General features: G+C 37.4%; 16 protein-coding genes. 13 read left to right on the forward strand and 3 right to left on the reverse strand.

Going from position 1 to position 16,744, the window contains the following annotated elements; genetic code table 11:
* Positions 1–177: 177 nt before the first annotated feature.
* Positions 178–378 (reverse strand): DUF2945 domain-containing protein, encoded by a 201-nt coding sequence (locus tag ASG01_RS00285; RefSeq protein ID WP_055858186.1) that lies wholly within the window; start codon positions 376–378, stop codon positions 178–180.
* A gap of 130 nt (positions 379–508) precedes the next feature.
* On the opposite strand from ASG01_RS00285, the gene ASG01_RS00290 reads away from it, so the two are divergent.
* Positions 509–1,048 (forward strand): GNAT family N-acetyltransferase, encoded by a 540-nt coding sequence (locus ASG01_RS00290; protein ID WP_055858189.1) that lies wholly within the window; start codon positions 509–511, stop codon positions 1,046–1,048.
* 14 nt (positions 1,049–1,062) lie between these two features.
* Here the strand turns inward: ASG01_RS00290 and ASG01_RS00295 are convergent, their stop codons facing one another.
* Positions 1,063–1,419, reverse strand: a complete 357-nt coding sequence (locus tag ASG01_RS00295; protein ID WP_055858192.1) for a response regulator transcription factor — start codon at positions 1,417–1,419, stop codon at positions 1,063–1,065.
* A gap of 286 nt (positions 1,420–1,705) precedes the next feature.
* Between ASG01_RS00295 and ASG01_RS00300 the strand changes: the two genes are divergently transcribed.
* Positions 1,706–3,745 (forward strand): ATP-binding protein, encoded by a 2,040-nt coding sequence (locus tag ASG01_RS00300; RefSeq protein ID WP_055858195.1) that lies wholly within the window; start codon positions 1,706–1,708, stop codon positions 3,743–3,745.
* Between the two features lie 14 nt (positions 3,746–3,759).
* Here ASG01_RS00300 and ASG01_RS00305 read toward each other — a convergent pair whose 3' ends face one another.
* On the reverse strand, positions 3,760–4,140 hold the full coding sequence (locus ASG01_RS00305; protein WP_055858200.1) for a hypothetical protein: 381 nt from the start codon (positions 4,138–4,140) through the stop codon (positions 3,760–3,762).
* 355 nt (positions 4,141–4,495) lie between these two features.
* Between ASG01_RS00305 and ASG01_RS00310 the strand changes: the two genes are divergently transcribed.
* From ASG01_RS00310 to ASG01_RS00360, 11 genes are all read left to right on the forward strand, one after another.
* On the forward strand, positions 4,496–6,028 hold the full coding sequence (locus ASG01_RS00310) for a SulP family inorganic anion transporter (protein WP_055858204.1): 1,533 nt from the start codon (positions 4,496–4,498) through the stop codon (positions 6,026–6,028).
* Positions 6,029–6,627: 599 nt separating this feature from the next.
* A complete protein-coding gene (locus ASG01_RS00315; RefSeq protein ID WP_055858207.1) occupies positions 6,628–7,299 on the forward strand; it encodes a LuxR C-terminal-related transcriptional regulator in 672 nt (223 codons plus the stop codon).
* 5 nt (positions 7,300–7,304) lie between these two features.
* Entirely contained in the window at positions 7,305–7,838 is a 534-nt protein-coding gene (gene tssO / locus ASG01_RS00320; protein ID WP_055858210.1) for a type VI secretion system TssO, read from the forward strand.
* Positions 7,839–7,848: 10 nt separating this feature from the next.
* Entirely contained in the window at positions 7,849–8,373 is a 525-nt protein-coding gene (gene tssO / locus ASG01_RS00325; RefSeq protein ID WP_055858213.1) for a type VI secretion system TssO, read from the forward strand.
* Between the two features lie 11 nt (positions 8,374–8,384).
* The gene (locus tag ASG01_RS00330; RefSeq protein WP_055858218.1) at positions 8,385–9,305 is read left to right on the forward strand and encodes a PKD domain-containing protein; all 921 of its coding nucleotides are present in this window, start codon (positions 8,385–8,387) and stop codon (positions 9,303–9,305) included.
* Between the two features lie 16 nt (positions 9,306–9,321).
* Positions 9,322–11,697 carry a type VI secretion system protein TssR domain-containing protein gene (gene tssR, locus ASG01_RS00335; RefSeq protein WP_055858221.1) on the forward strand — a complete coding sequence of 792 codons (2,376 nt, stop codon included), beginning with the start codon at positions 9,322–9,324 and terminating at the stop codon, positions 11,695–11,697.
* A 56-nt stretch (positions 11,698–11,753) separates the two neighbouring features.
* Positions 11,754–12,200, forward strand: coding sequence for a type VI secretion system contractile sheath small subunit (locus ASG01_RS00340; RefSeq protein WP_055858226.1), 447 nt, complete (start codon positions 11,754–11,756; stop codon positions 12,198–12,200).
* An 8-nt stretch (positions 12,201–12,208) separates the two neighbouring features.
* A complete protein-coding gene (locus ASG01_RS00345; protein WP_055858229.1) occupies positions 12,209–13,564 on the forward strand; it encodes a DUF5458 family protein in 1,356 nt (451 codons plus the stop codon).
* 75 nt (positions 13,565–13,639) lie between these two features.
* On the forward strand, positions 13,640–14,083 hold the full coding sequence (locus ASG01_RS00350; RefSeq protein ID WP_055858232.1) for a hypothetical protein: 444 nt from the start codon (positions 13,640–13,642) through the stop codon (positions 14,081–14,083).
* Between the two features lie 127 nt (positions 14,084–14,210).
* Positions 14,211–14,618, forward strand: coding sequence for a type VI secretion system tube protein TssD (gene tssD, locus ASG01_RS00355; RefSeq protein ID WP_055858239.1), 408 nt, complete (start codon positions 14,211–14,213; stop codon positions 14,616–14,618).
* Positions 14,619–14,777: 159 nt separating this feature from the next.
* Positions 14,778–16,739 carry a type VI secretion system Vgr family protein gene (locus ASG01_RS00360; RefSeq protein ID WP_055858242.1) on the forward strand — a complete coding sequence of 654 codons (1,962 nt, stop codon included), beginning with the start codon at positions 14,778–14,780 and terminating at the stop codon, positions 16,737–16,739.
* Positions 16,740–16,744 lie beyond the last annotated feature (5 nt).

Genomic DNA, 16,744 nt, shown 5'->3' on the forward strand with positions numbered 1-16,744 from the left:
GTTTTCTGCTAAGTTTCATTTTGACTCTTTCTGTCATTGTCTACAAACTACCGTATTTAAAGTATTGATAGAAAGCTGAGAAAAAATAATGTCTGTCTTGACAAAAGTCTTTACCGTTTGGATGAGTTAAAGACCAAAAAAAAGGAATATCACATCAGCGATATTCCTTTTTTCATTTTACTTTTTCGTCAGCGCGTCGGCTTTATGCACCGCTTTTTCACCGGTTTTGTCACTTTCCACTTCATACTGTGGTTCATCTTTCGAAGCTTTTCGGTCTTTTTTCATAAAAGTAAAATCTTCCGTATGCACCTTTGTGATTTTCCCTTCAGTTTCTCCGTTCTGAAATTTCCATTTTACGTGATCGCCTTTTTTAAACATAATCTTTCCTTATTATATTAGTATTTTGTAATGGTATTTTCATGTAAACAAAAATGATACTAATTAAAATTAACAGGAAAATAATTTACAGTCTACAGGAATTCGTGTTTTAATTTTTAAATTTAAGCTCATGAATTTTAATCCTCAAAAAATACTGGAAGACGATGTCGTTCGTCTCTCTCCGCTTACAAAAAATGATTTTGAAGCCTTATATGAAGCCGCTTCAGACCCTGAAATCTGGATCCAGCATCCGAATAAAGACCGCTGGCAGAAAACTGTTTTTGAAAATTTCTTTGAAGGGGCATTGCAAAGTGGTGGCGCGTACACCGTAACCGAAAAATCAACTGGAAAAGTGATTGGCAGTACACGCTTTTATGATCTTGATGAATTGCAGAAATCTGTACTGATTGGCTATACTTTTTATGCAAAAGAATTTTGGGGAAAATCTTTGAATTCGAGGGTAAAAAAAATGATGCTTGATGAAGCTTACAAATACTTAGATACAGTCATTTTTCATGTTGGAGCGCAGAATATAAGATCACAGATCGCGATGGAAAGATTGGGAGCGGAAAAAACAGGAGAGGAGGAAGTCGCTTATTTTGGTGAATCTCCCAAAACAAACTTTGTGTATGAGATTAAAAAAGAAAACTGGCTTCCTAAAAAATATTAAGAATGATATAAAGATCAGTTTACAAAATACTGAATTCTCTCCAGCATCAAATTTATATCAAAAGGTTTTGCAATAAAAGCATCCGGTCGGCAGGCAATCTGCGTTTCTCCGTATTGAGCGTGCGCACTCATAATAAAAACAGGAACACCCTCATTTACTTTTTCCTCCCTGATTTGCTGGCAAAGTTCAATTCCTGAACCATCTGGCAAGCGAACATCAAATAGGTAAAGATCAGGCGTATAAGATAAATCTCTGTTGCTGAATTCAGTCGCAGATCCGAAAGATTGTACATCGTAATTTTCACTTTCCAAAAAAACTTCAAGAATTTCGCGTATCGCGTCATCGTCCTCGACGATATAAATCGTTTTCATGCACGTAATTTAACAATAACTGCACCAATGTTTAACTTACATCCATATAAGTGTAATAAAATCATTTAATTAGTATTTTTTGTGATTTTGCGTGATGATTCATTGTAGAACATATTTAATGTAGCATGAGATTATGTAATAAATTTTTAATGAATAAATTCTCTTACTTTTAGTATCGATTTGAGTGGTATTTTAGGTTGTTCAGTTAATCTTAAAATCAGCAGAAAATAATTTTATACCTTTGCGACCGGATATTATTTTTTAAAAATATCGTACCGAACATTCTATGCCGGAAAAAACAGACACAAATGAGCAGCAGCGACTTCAATCTCTGCAATCCTATCATATTTTAGATACTGCTGCCGAAAAAGATTTTGATGATATAACTGAGTTGGCGTCCGCAATCTGTGAAACGCCTATTTCGCTCATCAGCCTTGTAGACGAAAACAGACAGTGGTTCAAATCGCGTCACGGTCTTGATGCTCTGGAAACCGAACGCTGCCATTCTTTTTGTGCACACGCTATTCTTCAGCCCAAAGAATTGATGGAAATTAATGACGCGAAGCTTGATTTCCGTTTTTCAGAAAATCCATTGGTTACCGGAAGTCCAAATATCCGTTTTTATGCTGGAATGCCGCTTGTAGATCCAGACGGTCAGGCGCTTGGTTCTCTTTGTGTAATCGATGAGAAACCCAAAACACTAACCGAAGTTCAGAAAAATGCACTGCGGATTTTAGCCAATCAGGTCATTGACAAACTGCTTTTAAGAAAAAATGCTTACGATTTAGAACAGGCTAACCAAAAACTTACGGAAGCTAACCGTGAGCTGAGCGAAACGGAAGCTGAACTTAAAAGAAGCAATACCAATCTTCACAACAGCAAAGTGAGACTTCAGACCATTCTTGATATCATTGGCGAAGGCATCGGAATTACCGATGAAGTAGGGAATATTGTTTATACAAATAAAAGAAATCGCGAAATTTTTAAAATAGAAGAAGGTCATATGCTTTCTCTACAAAACGGTTCATCGTTGTGGGACAACCGCAGATTGGATGGATCTCTTCTTCCGCGTGAAGAACATCCGGTAAGTATCGCCGTCCGAACCGGGAAACCTGTTCTTAATTTTGAGTTTCTTGTCCGCGACCGCGACGGCAAGCGGCTGTATTTAAGAATGAATGCCGCGCCGATTACTGATGAAAACGGAAAAGTAACAGGAGCAGTAGCCAATTTTGCAGATATTACCCAAAGTTATCTCCTACAGCAGCAACTAAAAGAGCGGGAAGAGAGTCTCAGAATGGCGATCACTTCTGCCAATCTCGGGACATGGCATATGAATACTTTAGATAAATTCTTTACGCCTTCGACTAGGTTGAAAGAACTCTTTGGTTATCATGAAGACGAAGAAATGACCTATCATGAAGCCATAGCTCAGATCGACGCGTCCCATCGTGAGAAAGTAATGACAACTGTTTCAGATGCAATGATGAGCAGCCAGTCTTATCAGGTCGAATTTCCTGTCATAGGATTTCGTGACCGGAAACTTCGCTGGGTTCATGCCACCGGAAAACTTTATAAAAACCCGTCAGATCCCTCAATATCCCATTTTTCTGGAACCATTGCTGATATTACAGAAAGAAAACTCGATGAGCAGCGACGCAGTGATTTTGTAGGAATGGTAAGCCATGAACTGAGAAATCCACTCACAGCGATTAACGGTTATACATATATTTTAAATAAACGTGCTTCCAAAGAAGAAGATGCTTTTACATGCAATATTTCGGCAAAAATCAGTGTACAGATCAAGCGGATGGAAGCGCTCATAAACGGTTTTCTGGATGTAGCGAGATTAGGTGAAGGAAAAATTCAGTTAAATGAAACACAGTTTGAACTTTCTGAGCTTTTAAAATTTACCGAAGAAGAATGTCTGGCAAATATCACATCGCATGAAATAAATTTTGATATTTCGAACGAAATTACTTTACTGGCAGACCGAGAAAAAATAGAGCAGGTGATTACTAATTTCATCAATAATGCAGTAAAATATTCACCGAGAAATACCGAGATTAAGGTAGTGGGTGCAATTCGGGATGGTGTCGCCTGTGTTTCCGTAAGAGATCACGGGATGGGAATTTCTCCTCAAGATCAACCTTTTGTTTTTGACCGTTATTACCGCGTGGATAGCGAAGAAATGAAGAATAAAAAAGGTTTCGGAATGGGATTATACATCTGCCGGGAAATAATTGAGCGTCACAATGGTGAGATCGGGGTTGAAAGTACTATTGGCGAAGGAAGTACGTTCTGGTTCACTCTTCCTGTAAATAAATAAAAAAAGAAGACTTTTTAAATCTTCTTTTGATACTCTGGCCGCTGTTCGAAAACTTGCTGAAGGTCATCCAGACAATCGGCGCCGACGCAGTTTTTATTGTTAAGAAGCCATTTCTGAATCAGCAGTGTTCTGTAGGTAGAAACTACATTTTTTACTGAATCTTCTTCGGAAAAATAATCAAGCGCGAAAAAAAAAGCGGTATTGAAATGCATCAGATCAGGCTCACTAACCCATGGTTTTGTCATCATCATCAGTGGCCAGTGCCAAACAAACCGCTCTTTATATGACTGAACTTCAAAAACCGAGTTTTTATTAATTTTATATGAGAGATTATTGGGCATTTCGACCTTTATTCCCTCTTCATTTACTTCAAAAATCCCAAACTGTACTGCCATTTTTATGTTTTACTTTACTGCTAAAATAAGAATAAGATTTAATACATAATAGGTGTTTGTATAATTATTGTATTTATTTAATATTAAATTTCGATTTATTATGTTATAAATTTATTTTCTGCTGGGTATTTTTTAGCAAAATTATGACCTCGCCCATACTTGGTAATAACTCCTACAGTGTGTAGTATATTTTTTAATTTAGGCATCACTTCAACTAAATGTGATTTTAAATTTATAAGCCATAAATTTGTTTTCTGGTTAAAGCCTCATTCTTGATCGGATTGTTAAGGCAAAATTGTTCCTGAAGTTAATTTTAACATCATTATATAAACAAAGTTTATCCAAAAATATTTTCATGCAGAAAATTATCAGCCTGTTCGATTTCAGACAGGAAATCAATTATAAAAACGAAATTCTGGCTGGCCTCACCGTTGCAATGACGATGATTCCTGAGTCGCTTTCTTTTGCGATTCTTGCCGGACTGTCGCCGCTTACAGGATTGTATGCCGCTTTCCTAATGGGATTGATTACAGCTGTTTTTGGCGGCCGGCCGGGAATGGTTTCCGGTGGAGCAGGAGCGACTGTGGTTGTGCTTATCGCGCTTGCATCAGCGCATGGTGTTGAATATCTTTTTGCTGCGGTCGTTCTTGCCGGAATATTTCAGATTCTGGTGGGTGCATTTAAACTCGGAAAATTTGTAAGGCTCATTCCGCAGCCTGTTATGTACGGCTTTCTAAACGGTTTGGCAGTCATTATTTTTATGGCACAGGTAGCACAGTTTAAAATCGTTTCGGACGGCATCGAAAGTTGGATGAATGGAATGTCTTTATATATAATGATGGGACTCACTTTACTTACGGTTGCCATCGTATTTTTTCTTCCAAGATTCACAAAAGCTGTTCCAGCATCATTAGTCGCAATTATTGTTGTTTCAGCATTGGTGTTTTTCGTGGGAATTGATACCAAAAAAGTATTAGATATAGCTTCTGTAAGCGGCTCATTTCCTAAATTTCATATTCCGCAGATCCCTTTTTCATTGGAAACACTTCAAATTATTTTCCCTTATGCTATGATTATGGCCGGAGTTGGTCTCATAGAAAGTTTGCTGACTTTAAATATGGTGGACGAAATTACCGCGACTAAAGGCAACAGCAACCGCGAAGCCGTAGCGCAGGGAATTGCCAATATGACCAATGGCTTTTTTGGCGGAATGGGAGGTTGTGCTATGGTGGCGCAGACTTTAGTGAATATTGGTGCCGGTGCCCGGACAAGACTTTCCGCAATTATTGGTGCGCTCACAATTTTATTTGTGATTCTTGCCGGCGGTTCTGTTATTGAACAGATTCCTATGGCAGCGCTGGTTGGTGTGATGATGATGGTAGCGATTGGTACGTTTGAATGGGTAAGTTTTCGGATTATCAATAAAATGCCAAAACACGATATTTTTACCGGAATTCTTGTCGCAGTTATTACCGTGGTTTTGCACAATCTCGCTTTGGCTGTTTTAGTCGGAGTCATTATTTCCGCTTTGGTTTTCGCTTGGGAAAGTGCGAAAAGAATTCGTGCCCGAAAATTCATAGATAACAATGGCGTAAAGCATTACGAAATATTCGGACCGTTATTCTTCGGTTCGGTTTCTGCGTTTACAGAGAAATTTGATGTTATGAACGATCCGCAGGAAGTCGTTATCGACTTTTCTGAAAGCCGCGTTTCCGACATGTCAGCCATCGATGCACTTCACAAAATAACCGAAAAATATCAACAGCAAGGTAAAATTCTTCATCTCCGCCACCTTAGCCCTGAATGCAGAAAGCTTTTACAAAATGCGGAAAGTATTATCGAAGTAAATATTCAGGAAGATCCGGAATATCGGGTGATGGAGAAATGATTTTAAACTTAAACCGAAGTATGTATTAGTTATTATTTCATTACATTATATGATGATCTGATAACTTGTTTGTCTAAGTTGCATTGATGCAGTTTATAACGTAATCTTAATCAGAATTTAGCTAAATACTTACCAGACAATTGTTGGTTTCGAAACCTGTTTCACAACCTTCTGAAAATATAGAGAAATTCCGCATTTCAATTTATTTAATTCTAAAATTTCCTGCTTTTAATTTTTGTTAACAATTGTTAATTTTACACATCCTTGGCAAAATATTTGCTGTTAGCACATCTGTAAATATCGCTGTGGTATATTGAGGAAATAGCAGTTAATATTGAATTTTTATAATACCACTTCATTTTTTTAGCAGATATAATTAAATTTTTATTTTGCTGGATTTTGTAATTTAAACATAAAAAAGTTAATGTAAAATGATTTTTTTACCATTTCTTTAATCTATTTTCGTAAATGTCTAATGTTTGTGAAATCCATTCCAGTCTGAATTAATATTTAAAGAAAAGTTCATCTTAAAAAGAGCTGATCCGGATATGAATTTGTGATATTTAGTTTTTATAAAATACAGTACAGATAAGTTTTATATGTATAAAAATTCTACTAAAACAACCCGGTTTTCTATTGCAGAAAACGATTTCTATTTTAAGCAGTTTCTGCTGAAAATGCTCTTAGAAAACCCGCAGTTTTCGGTAGTTAACGATTGCAATAACGGAAACGAACTGATCAACAGACTGTACAGAAAGCAGGAAGATGTTTTTATCATAAATCTATTTATGCCGATCCTCAGCGGAATTGAAGCCATCAAATACATCCGCCAGACAAACAAAACCATTCCTATTCTTACGTATTCTGCGACTTTTCAGGAAGATATTGCCAGAACGATCGACGATATTCCAAATACGTATTACTGTCAGAAAAACAGCATTATTATAAAAGATCTTCTTCAGAACTGTATTCTCAGCCAAAATTCAAATTACCAGGATTACAAAAAAGAGTGGGCGATGCAGGATGAAGTGGTGAAAAATTATATGGACCGCCAGAAAAAAGAACAGGAAGATCTCAGCGTTACCGAGATTCATATCATTAAACTGTGTTATGAAGGTTTTAGTAATAAGGAAATTGCGGATCGGATTAATTTGAGTTCGCGAACGATTGACACGTATATTACACGTCTAACGGATAAATTGGGTTTAAAAAGCAAACTGGATCTTGCGCGATTCTGTGTGGAAAATGGATATTATAATTCAAGTATTTAATTGAAATGAAAGAGTACGGACAGAAAAAATTAAATAAAGAAGATGTGAGAAACGGAATCATCCGCTTCGCTCTTTCGTTTGGTGTCTTGGTTCTGATCAGTTTTCTGACTGTTTTTTTGTTTTTCAGAAGTTCTGATATTCAGAAAAGACAGGTTCAGAAAGAACTGGATGATTACAAAAGTATTCTGAATAGAAACGAATTTTTAAAAATTAAAATGGATACCATTTATTATAAAATGAGTCTTCTGAATTCCAATAAAGTGGAGAACGACATTTTTTTGAGAAATTCGATACTTGAAGATCTTCGTGACACGAGAAATCTAATGGGAGCGGATTCTTCGACGTCTTTCAGGCAATACGCAACGCTGACGAAAAATATAGGTAAAATGACAGTTTTCAAAAATGAACTGATCAATATTACAGCAAAAGAACAGAATGCAATGCGGAGTCTGAACGAATGTATGGGGAAAGTAGACCGCATCAGTACATCAATGAAAACCAGCGCTCCGAGTGGAAGAATCGCCAGGAGATTGAAATAAACAGTAGCTAATGCAAGTAAATATTACCCTTTCGAAAAAAGAAAAAAGATACTATTTCCTATACCTTTTGGGATTGCTTTTTTTTGCTGTTTTGCTCATCTCGGCTGTTGTTTTGTACCGAAGCGAATCTCCTTTTAATAATTCTGATATTCTGGCTATTCAGGCTTTGCAGGAAAAAGCAAAATTTGATGAAAGACAGAAGGTTGCGCAGCCTGTTATCGACAGCACTTTTCACAGGATTGATAAAGTTTCGGTAGATAATAATAATCCTTTGGAAGAGAATGAAATCCGCTACAGCATTAATGATATCGCCAATATTTTTGAAACGGTTAATATCAATGATCCGCGAAAAGGTTCTTATGCGCAAATCGCTCAGTTCTATAAAATGTATATGGAAGACAAATATGTAGCAGGCAAAAAAAATGAAAACATTAAAATTTTCACCAAACAGTTTGAAGATTGTTCGATCGGTTTTAAGGAAAGAAAAAATCAGAAACTGCAGAGAGACAATGCAATGCTTATGAAAAATAACTAATCAGTATAATCATGAATTACATTCAGAAAAACAGGAAGAATATTATTATTGCCGTGGTAAGTCTTCTGCTGGTAGCGGCAATCATCATTCTTTGGCTGCAGCGGAAGGTGATCCACAGTTCGGATGATATTCTGGCAACGGTGTATCCGACTTCTTTAAATGTGGGCGATACGCTTACGTTTGATGATAAAACATCTTTTGGAAAATCAAGAAAATGGGATTTTGGTGACGGTTTTAATTCACAGAAAAACAAAGGCGTTCATTTTTTCAAAAAACCAGGTTACTATCAGGTTTCACTTATTATTGATAATAAATATACAAAGTCTTTTCCTGTTTTGGTTTCTGCGGGTGTTCCGAAAGTCGTTGATGCCGAGAAGATTCCGACTACGATTGATGCACCAAGCCAGGCGATGCAGCTCGCAAATGTGGTTTTTACCGCAAATTCAAATGATGCAAAAAATTTCACCTGGAAATTTGGAGAAACCGGAAATATCGATGCAAAAGAAAAAATGGCATCTTACGCTTTCAAAAATCCGGGAAATTACATTGTGACATTATATACGGATGTAGATCAGGAGCCGATTCAGCACATGATTAAAATTTTACCGGCGTATGAAGAACTTGATGATGAAGTGATTGCAGAGCCAACCGTTGTTGATATTTATGGGAAAATAAATGATGATTTTAAATATCATCTGCAGCAGATTGCAGAAGGAAACAGTTTTAATACGCATTATAATTATCTGCTTAAAACCTATCTGTGCAACAAAGACAATATTCCGGTTACGGTGAATGATAAAAATAATTCTTTTTACTATTACTGTACAGGTCTTCAGTTCGACAAAAAGAACAATATTTTAGAAGTAAAAACAACGCTTGACAGTAATCAGAATTGCGTCATCAAAGTGGAAGTGAAGCAAAGCAAGCTATAAAAACTAAAAATAAATTATGAAAAATAACTTTATAAATGTCATCTATGCTTCCGCTGCAGTTTACTTTTTAGTTGGTTGTCAGGTGAGAATTCCTTCTGAAGATACGCCGGAATCCGGTTTTTATGGTTATGTAGATCAGGTAAAAGTGAGCGACGGTTATCCTAAAAACTCAGAGCCGTGGGTTGTCGTTTCAGACCGGGATAATAACTCTGTATTTTTAGACAAAGGTGATGAGAAGTCGCCGAAGGAAATCAAATTTCTTGAGCCACTTTTGGTTATTAAAGAAAATACTTCAAAAAATCTCATCAAAGTTGCGCAGTATGAGCCTGATGCTTTATTAAAAAAGATTTCATCTAAATCTGTAAAAACCTATGGCTGGATTCCTAAAGATCAGCTTCTTCTGTGGACAAATTCTTTAAAAAGAAGTGACAATGGTTTCACTGTAAAAGCTGTTCTGTCTCCAAATCATTCTGATGTTTTGAAAGATGGTGCCAAATATTTGAAAAATGATTCGGTAATCGTATTTACTTCTCCGGATCTGACGAAACCAACGAGCAAAAAACTTCCTTTAGGTCAGTTTGTGTACATCTATAAACAATCTGAATCCAATAACCGATATTTAATCGGGAAATCGCCATCGCTGAAATTAGACAGTATCTCAAAAGATATGTATGGCTGGGTGAGCTCAAATGTAGTGGCAAACTGGGGCGAAAGAAGCGCTTTAAAAGTGGCATCGGATTTTAATTATGCAAATGCCGGAACTTCGGCCATTACAAAACAGTCGCAGGACGGAAGCACGAGCGCGACAAAATTTGCTCTCGCAGATGCCGCCGACAGAACCCAGGTTGAAAATTTGGTTTCTATTACGCCTACAACAGTCGATCCTTCAAACAAAGCGAAATTTTTTACCAACGCCCTAGATTACAGCAAAAATTTTGTCGATAATGTTTTGGGTCAGCCGGTCTATTTTGACCGTTACAAAGAAATTGTCAACAGAAGTAAAAATCTCAATATTATTTTTACGGTTGATATCAGCAGAGAAAATATTCAGAATTCTGCGTTGGCAAAATCTGTTTTTCAGGACATTCAGCTTAAAAAAGATCAGTTAAAATACTATCATAATATAAAATATGGCGCTGTACTTTATAAAAACAATACGTGCGGCGACGATGTGATGACCTCGGCACTGACCAATAATTTCGAGGAAATAAATACGTTTATAGATCTGCAGACTAAGAATCCGGAATGCAGCAGTTCTGGTGCACAGCCTCTTCAGGAAGCTTTGGAAGCAAGCGGAGCGTTGATAAGTCACGTTCCGGATGAAACCAATATTGTTGTTGTCGTGGGATCGACCGCCAGCAGCTACGGTGGTTTGAATAATGCATTAAGAAACCTGACTATGGGAAGAGCAAAAATGCTGTTTTTCCAGTCTGCATCCGGATCTTCAGATTATTATAACAATTTCGTTTTATTTTCTGAAAATGTTTTGACGGGAACGGCAAGAAATATTGCTGAACTTGATAAAGAAAAAATTGTTGATCAAAAAATGATTTTGGATAAAAACAATTATAACCTGGTGATGGGTGAAGAAGGTTTTTATTCTCTGGATTATCCGAACGGAAGTATGTCGCAGGGGTTCGTAGTTTATCCTAAAAAAGGTGAAATCAGTTCAAGTAATTTACTGATTAAATCTCTCGACAGTCTTCTGGCACAGGTTACAGATTATAATCAAAGAATGAATGCATCGCTGACCGGTTATTTCAAATCGCCTGTAGGAAGTTCAAGAACGACTTTGAGACCGGATTTCCGAAATCAGTTTGCTAATGCACCGGCGCTTACACCGAAAGAAACTTCGTCACAGCTGATATCTTATAATTATCCTTTTCTTACAAGAGGAGTGTATACGGAAGAGTTTAAGGAAAATTATCCTGCGGTAGAAAAAGGAGTTTTACTTTCGGAAACCGAATATGATAAACTGAGGGCTTTTTATCAGGAAGTTTACAGAGAAACAGAAAGTTTCAGTCCGTCATTCAGCCAGGGTTCAGCGGTAAATAATTATTTATCTGTTTTAAAAAAATATTATTCCGGCGATGGTAAATTTGATAAGTCGAAGCTGAAGGATCAACCGATGGCATATTCCGTCGCAGTAAGTACGGGATTTGATAATTCTTCGGAAGAAACGCTTTCAAAATTCAAACTCAGCGGCTGGAAACAGGCAAAAGTTATTTCGCCGGAAATCGTAAAAAATTATTTCAAACAATATAAAATATTGGCAGACAGATTGCTGGATAACAAAAGCAATCCGAAGATCATCATCACCCAGAACGGCGAAAAATTGTATTGGCTCAACCGATATTTTATGCCGACTACACAACCGGTAGAATCTCTTTAATTTTTACAGGTTTTTAAAATTTACATTATAAAATAATAAATACAAAACTTGATAATATGGCAATGTTTAATTATGGTGTCGGCGGAAACGAGGTAAAAGTCGATGCCAACGAAGCGATACAGGAAATCCAGCAAAACAGATCTCTTATTGTAAGTCAACTGACTGCTGATGAGCCGTTTATTCCGGAGATTACCAAAGGTCTGAAATCTATGGATGATGTTTTCAAACACTTTCAACCGGCAATTTCTGTACAGCATACGACTGAGGACGGCACTTATGTAGACGAAGAATTCAGATTTCAGCAGCTGGGAGATTTCACCCCAAAAAATCTTACTAAAAATTCGGAATATCTGAAAACGCTCAGCATAGAGCAGGAGCAGTACAACAAGATTTTGAGACAGCTGAAAAACAATAAAATCCTGAAAAATATTCTTGAAAATCCGCAGACAAAGGAAGCTTTGATTGAAGTGTTGAAAGAAGTAGCAGGCGAACTTGAAAAATAAAAATAACCATGGATAATAAACAACAGGCTCAGCAAAATCAACAATCTGGGCAGCAGCAAGACCGCAGACAGGGCGCTGCTCTGGATGACCTGAATAAAGTTGGCGGTTTTAATTTCATTGAAACCGTTGTAGACGGAATCGCCAACATGAATCCTACAAGAAAAGCCAGGAAGGAGATTTTCTTAAACGATTCAAACAAGCAGAGCGAAAGAAAAGATCTGGCCCAAAAACTGAATCTCTGGATTTCTTTATTGGAAAACAATGAAACGGCAGATGAAATGGCTGAAACCTGCAAGACGAAAGCGATTTCAGCGGAAAATAATCTTAAAGTAAATCTTAAAAACGCACTTTCTGAAATCCGTCAGCTGGAAACTTCTTACCGTACGATGTCTCAATTTTTCAAAAATACTGAACTTGATAAGGTGGATAATGTAAGCATTGTAAATGCCTCGCTGGAGCAGATGAAAGATTTGGATAATCCGCTGTTTATTGATGCGATTGCAGATGAATTCAAGCAAAATTATGACAGATTAGATCTTCGGGATAACTATTCAATACTGGCGATTCCTGGATATTTGGGTTCAAATAAAGTGGTGGAAAAATGGGCGAAAATATGTAATGAGAATAAAGTAATGCTCGTGACCGATTTTGCCAATCTTGATAAACCGGATGATGTTGTAGATTTATTTCACTCTGCAAATCTTACCGGTGGCGAGCTTCACAGGAGTAATGTGATTATGACGACCAATTGGTTAGTCGGTCGCGGACGCGCTGAAGAAGTTGGCGAAGAGGAAAATGTTGATCTTCCGCCATCGACTTCTATGGCAGGGAAAATTTATAAAACATTGATGTCACAGGTTGCTGCCGGTAAAAAGCACGGTAATATCAACGAGGTGGATGCCGTGAAATTCGACCTGAAGAAAAGTGAAATTTCGCAGCTGGAGAAAATGGGATTGGTACCTATGGTCAACGAGTACGGAAAAATTATGGCATTCTCGGCGAAAACTCTGTTCACAGGAGATAATATCGGCTTGCAGACTTATTCTGTAGTTAGGGTTTTTGATTACGTTACTAAAGTGCTGTTGGATTTCTTAAACAGAAGAGCGTTTGAAAACTGGAATCCGAGAAATGAAGATGACCTCAGAAGGCAGATTGTTACTTTTCTGGATGGTATTAAAGGACCGGACAAATTAATCGAGAAATTTAAAATTGTCCGTTTTGAGCAAGATAAACTTAATAAAGACCGCGTTTGGCTTGATATCAGAATGACGCCGTATTTCCCAACTAAAAGTTTTGTGATAAAACTAGACGGTCACAAAGGTGATGATGGAAACGAATGGGATGCTGAATATCAGCAGGAATAATTTTTATTTATTAAAACAGAAAAGGGAATTTTCGCAAAATTTGCGTGTTCCCTTTTTTTATGCAAATAGTATATCATGAAATTTCTATGTTTAATTTCGGTTGCAACAGCATTTATTTTCATTTTTTCCTGTGAAAAAAAATATGAAAGACCAGATCATTATTCTGTCGATCTTTTCGAAAACGAAAGAAATGAGCAGAAAAAGAGAATGCTGACCGCTGAAGAAGCTTTAGAAAAAAGCATTCTGGTTTTAAAAACAGATAAAACCGAACTGCTTGGAAATCCAAAAATAAATAACAGATCCGTTTTTGTCTATAAAATTGCCGACGGGGAAATTTTGAAAAGTAGGAATGACTCAGTGGATTTTCCAATACGGATTATTTCAGATTATGATCTTTTTTCGAAAAGAAAAAAAGAAGATTCAGCGACTATTTATCTCGTAAAACCAACGTCTTATAAATTATTGATTAAAGATTTTGGTGTCAGTTATCAGACGGTGCCGCTAGCTCCGAATTTTTAAAAAATAATTTTCTGATTTTTTAAAAGTGTAGTAATTCTACGATAGTAAATTTCATCAGCTGGTTCTATCTTTGGTATATCAGAAGTGAGAAACAAATCATTAATACTAATATTAAAATTTAGAAATCATGGCAAACAATTCAAGAGCTGTTTTAAAATTTAACGGTGGAGCAGAGCAGAAAATCCTAAAACTAAATTACGGTGTATCCAGAAATACCGATGTTTCAGGTAGAGTAGCATCAGATCCTTCTAATGCATTGATCAAAATTACAGTAGAAGCTACTGAAGATTCCGGGATTCTGGAAAGTCTGTTAAACGGAAAATACAAACCTACTTCCGGTGAAGTTACTTTCAACAAATCTCATGAAGAAGGTACATTGACAACTTTGAAGTGGGACAACGGATATGTAATTCAGCACGAAGTGGATTATGATGCTTTGAATGAAGATAACATGTTCATCAGCTTCGTAGTAAGTGCAGAAAAAATCGACTATGGCAACTCAGCATACGACGGAATCTGGCCAGGAGCAAAATAATCCTACGTTTACAAAGCATAGACAGGAGCATTAAATTCAATCCTGATGAAGATCCAATGTGGTATTATTCGTCAGGATTGCTTTTTATTGCGAATTTTTGTCGATCAACCACTTTTTTTTGCTTAAATTTCTACTGTGTAATTACTAAAATCATCCATTATGGAAAGCCCAAATACGCCGGTAAGACCTTCTTTTAAACCTGATAACAGTGCCAATTCTATTTCAGCCAACCAGATTTTTGGAATCAACAGGCTTGTAAAACTGAATATTGTAATTGAAGGAAAAGTCATTTCTCATTACAAAGATTTTACCCTTTCGCAAAGTGCTCAGAAACATCATGAGTTTGAACTCACTTTAGCCCATGATACCCTTGGAAATTATGAAGATCATAATCTGGCTTCCAGTAATGAATTTTTAGGGAAAAGAATTACGGTTGTTCAGAAATATAAAGACGTACCAGACAGCCCGGAAAGAACTTTTGTTGGCGTCATTACAAAAGTTGGTTATAGCCAGGAAAAGGGCGGACTGCCAAATATTGTTCTGAGTGGTTTCAGTCCGACGGTATTGCTTGATGCTGCACCGACTGTACAGAGCTTTGGTGGTGAAGCGCCCGTAAATCTCAGTATAATTGCTGCACAACTCATTAAAGAAGGTTTGGGAAGCAGCAAATATGATGTTCGGGTTGATGCCAATGATTATTCTGAAATTCCATTCAGTGTACAGTATAACGAAACGCATTTCAATTATCTGGCCCGAATGGCCGAAGCGTATGGAGAGCAGTTTTATTACGACGGTGAGGTTTTGCATTTTGGGAAACTTCCGCCTCAAAATCCTCCGTTAAAATTAATCTACGGCAGCAACGTGAGTGATATTCGCGTAGAATTGAATGCAGTTCACACGAAGCCTGAATTTTACGGATACAACAGCAGCCAGAATTCAAAACTAACTTCCGGTGAAACATCAGTAAAACATAAAAGTGATTTGGCTAAAACAGCATATGCCAAAAGCCAGAGCGATATTTTCCAGACGAAATCTCTGCAGGTTGCACCCATAAAGGCAATTACAGATAAAGATGTCGTTAATTCTCAGCAAAGCGCATCAGGAAGTAAAGCAGTGGAAGTTTTTACGGTAAGCGGTCATATTTCAATCCCATTTTTGTATCCCGGATGTGTCGCAGATTTAGAAATGCGAAAACCCGACACCAGCCAGACAAGTTATTTTACCAGAATTATGGTAACGGAAACAACACATGAAGTTGATACGCTCGGGCACTATAAAGGAACCTTTAAAGCAATTGCCAGCGATACCGGATTTCTTCCAAAACCGATATTTTATCTTCCCCTTGCTCAGCCACAGATTGCAACGGTGGTAAGCAATACAGATCCTCAGGGACAGGGAAGGGTGGCCGTAAAATTCGACTGGCAGCTTCACGACACTACAAATTTTATCAGAATGATGAGCCCCGATGCTGGTGGAACAGATCAGATTACCCAAAACAGAGGTTATGTGGCAATTCCTGAAGTTGGAGATCAGGTAATGGTGGGTTTTGTTCACAATCATCCGGACCGGCCTTTTGTGATGGGCGGAATGTTTCATGGAGGCGTAGGACTTGGTGGTGGAATGGATAACCGTGTAAAATCGATTCAGACAAGAAGCGGCCACAGAATTGTTTTTACGGAAGATGAAAGTATTATCATAACTGATAAGTCAGGAAACGAAATCCATCTGGATACTACCGGAAGCAATATTAATATTACGGCACCGGAAACGATGACGCTGAACTGCAGGAATATGAACATCAATGTGGCAGAAAACATGACAACAATTGTAGGAATGGATGCCAGTGAAAGCATTGGAATGAACAGCAGCCAGAGTATTGGCCTTAATGCAACTCAAAGTGTCGGAGCAATGAAAATGACAACCGTTATTGGTGACACAAGTCTCTTCATCACCGGAAAACTGACTGAAATGATCGACGGCGACGTCCACAGTGAAACAAAACAAGGCAAAACTGTTGTAAATAATGAAGGCGGAATAGAAACTTACACTGCCGGACAAATAAATAAAGATGCGCAGGGAACGATTGATAACCGAAGTGGAGAAATAGGGAAATCACATTAAAAATT

It is taken from the genome of Chryseobacterium sp. Leaf180 (assembly GCF_001424585.1).
Classification (GTDB): domain Bacteria; phylum Bacteroidota; class Bacteroidia; order Flavobacteriales; family Weeksellaceae; genus Chryseobacterium.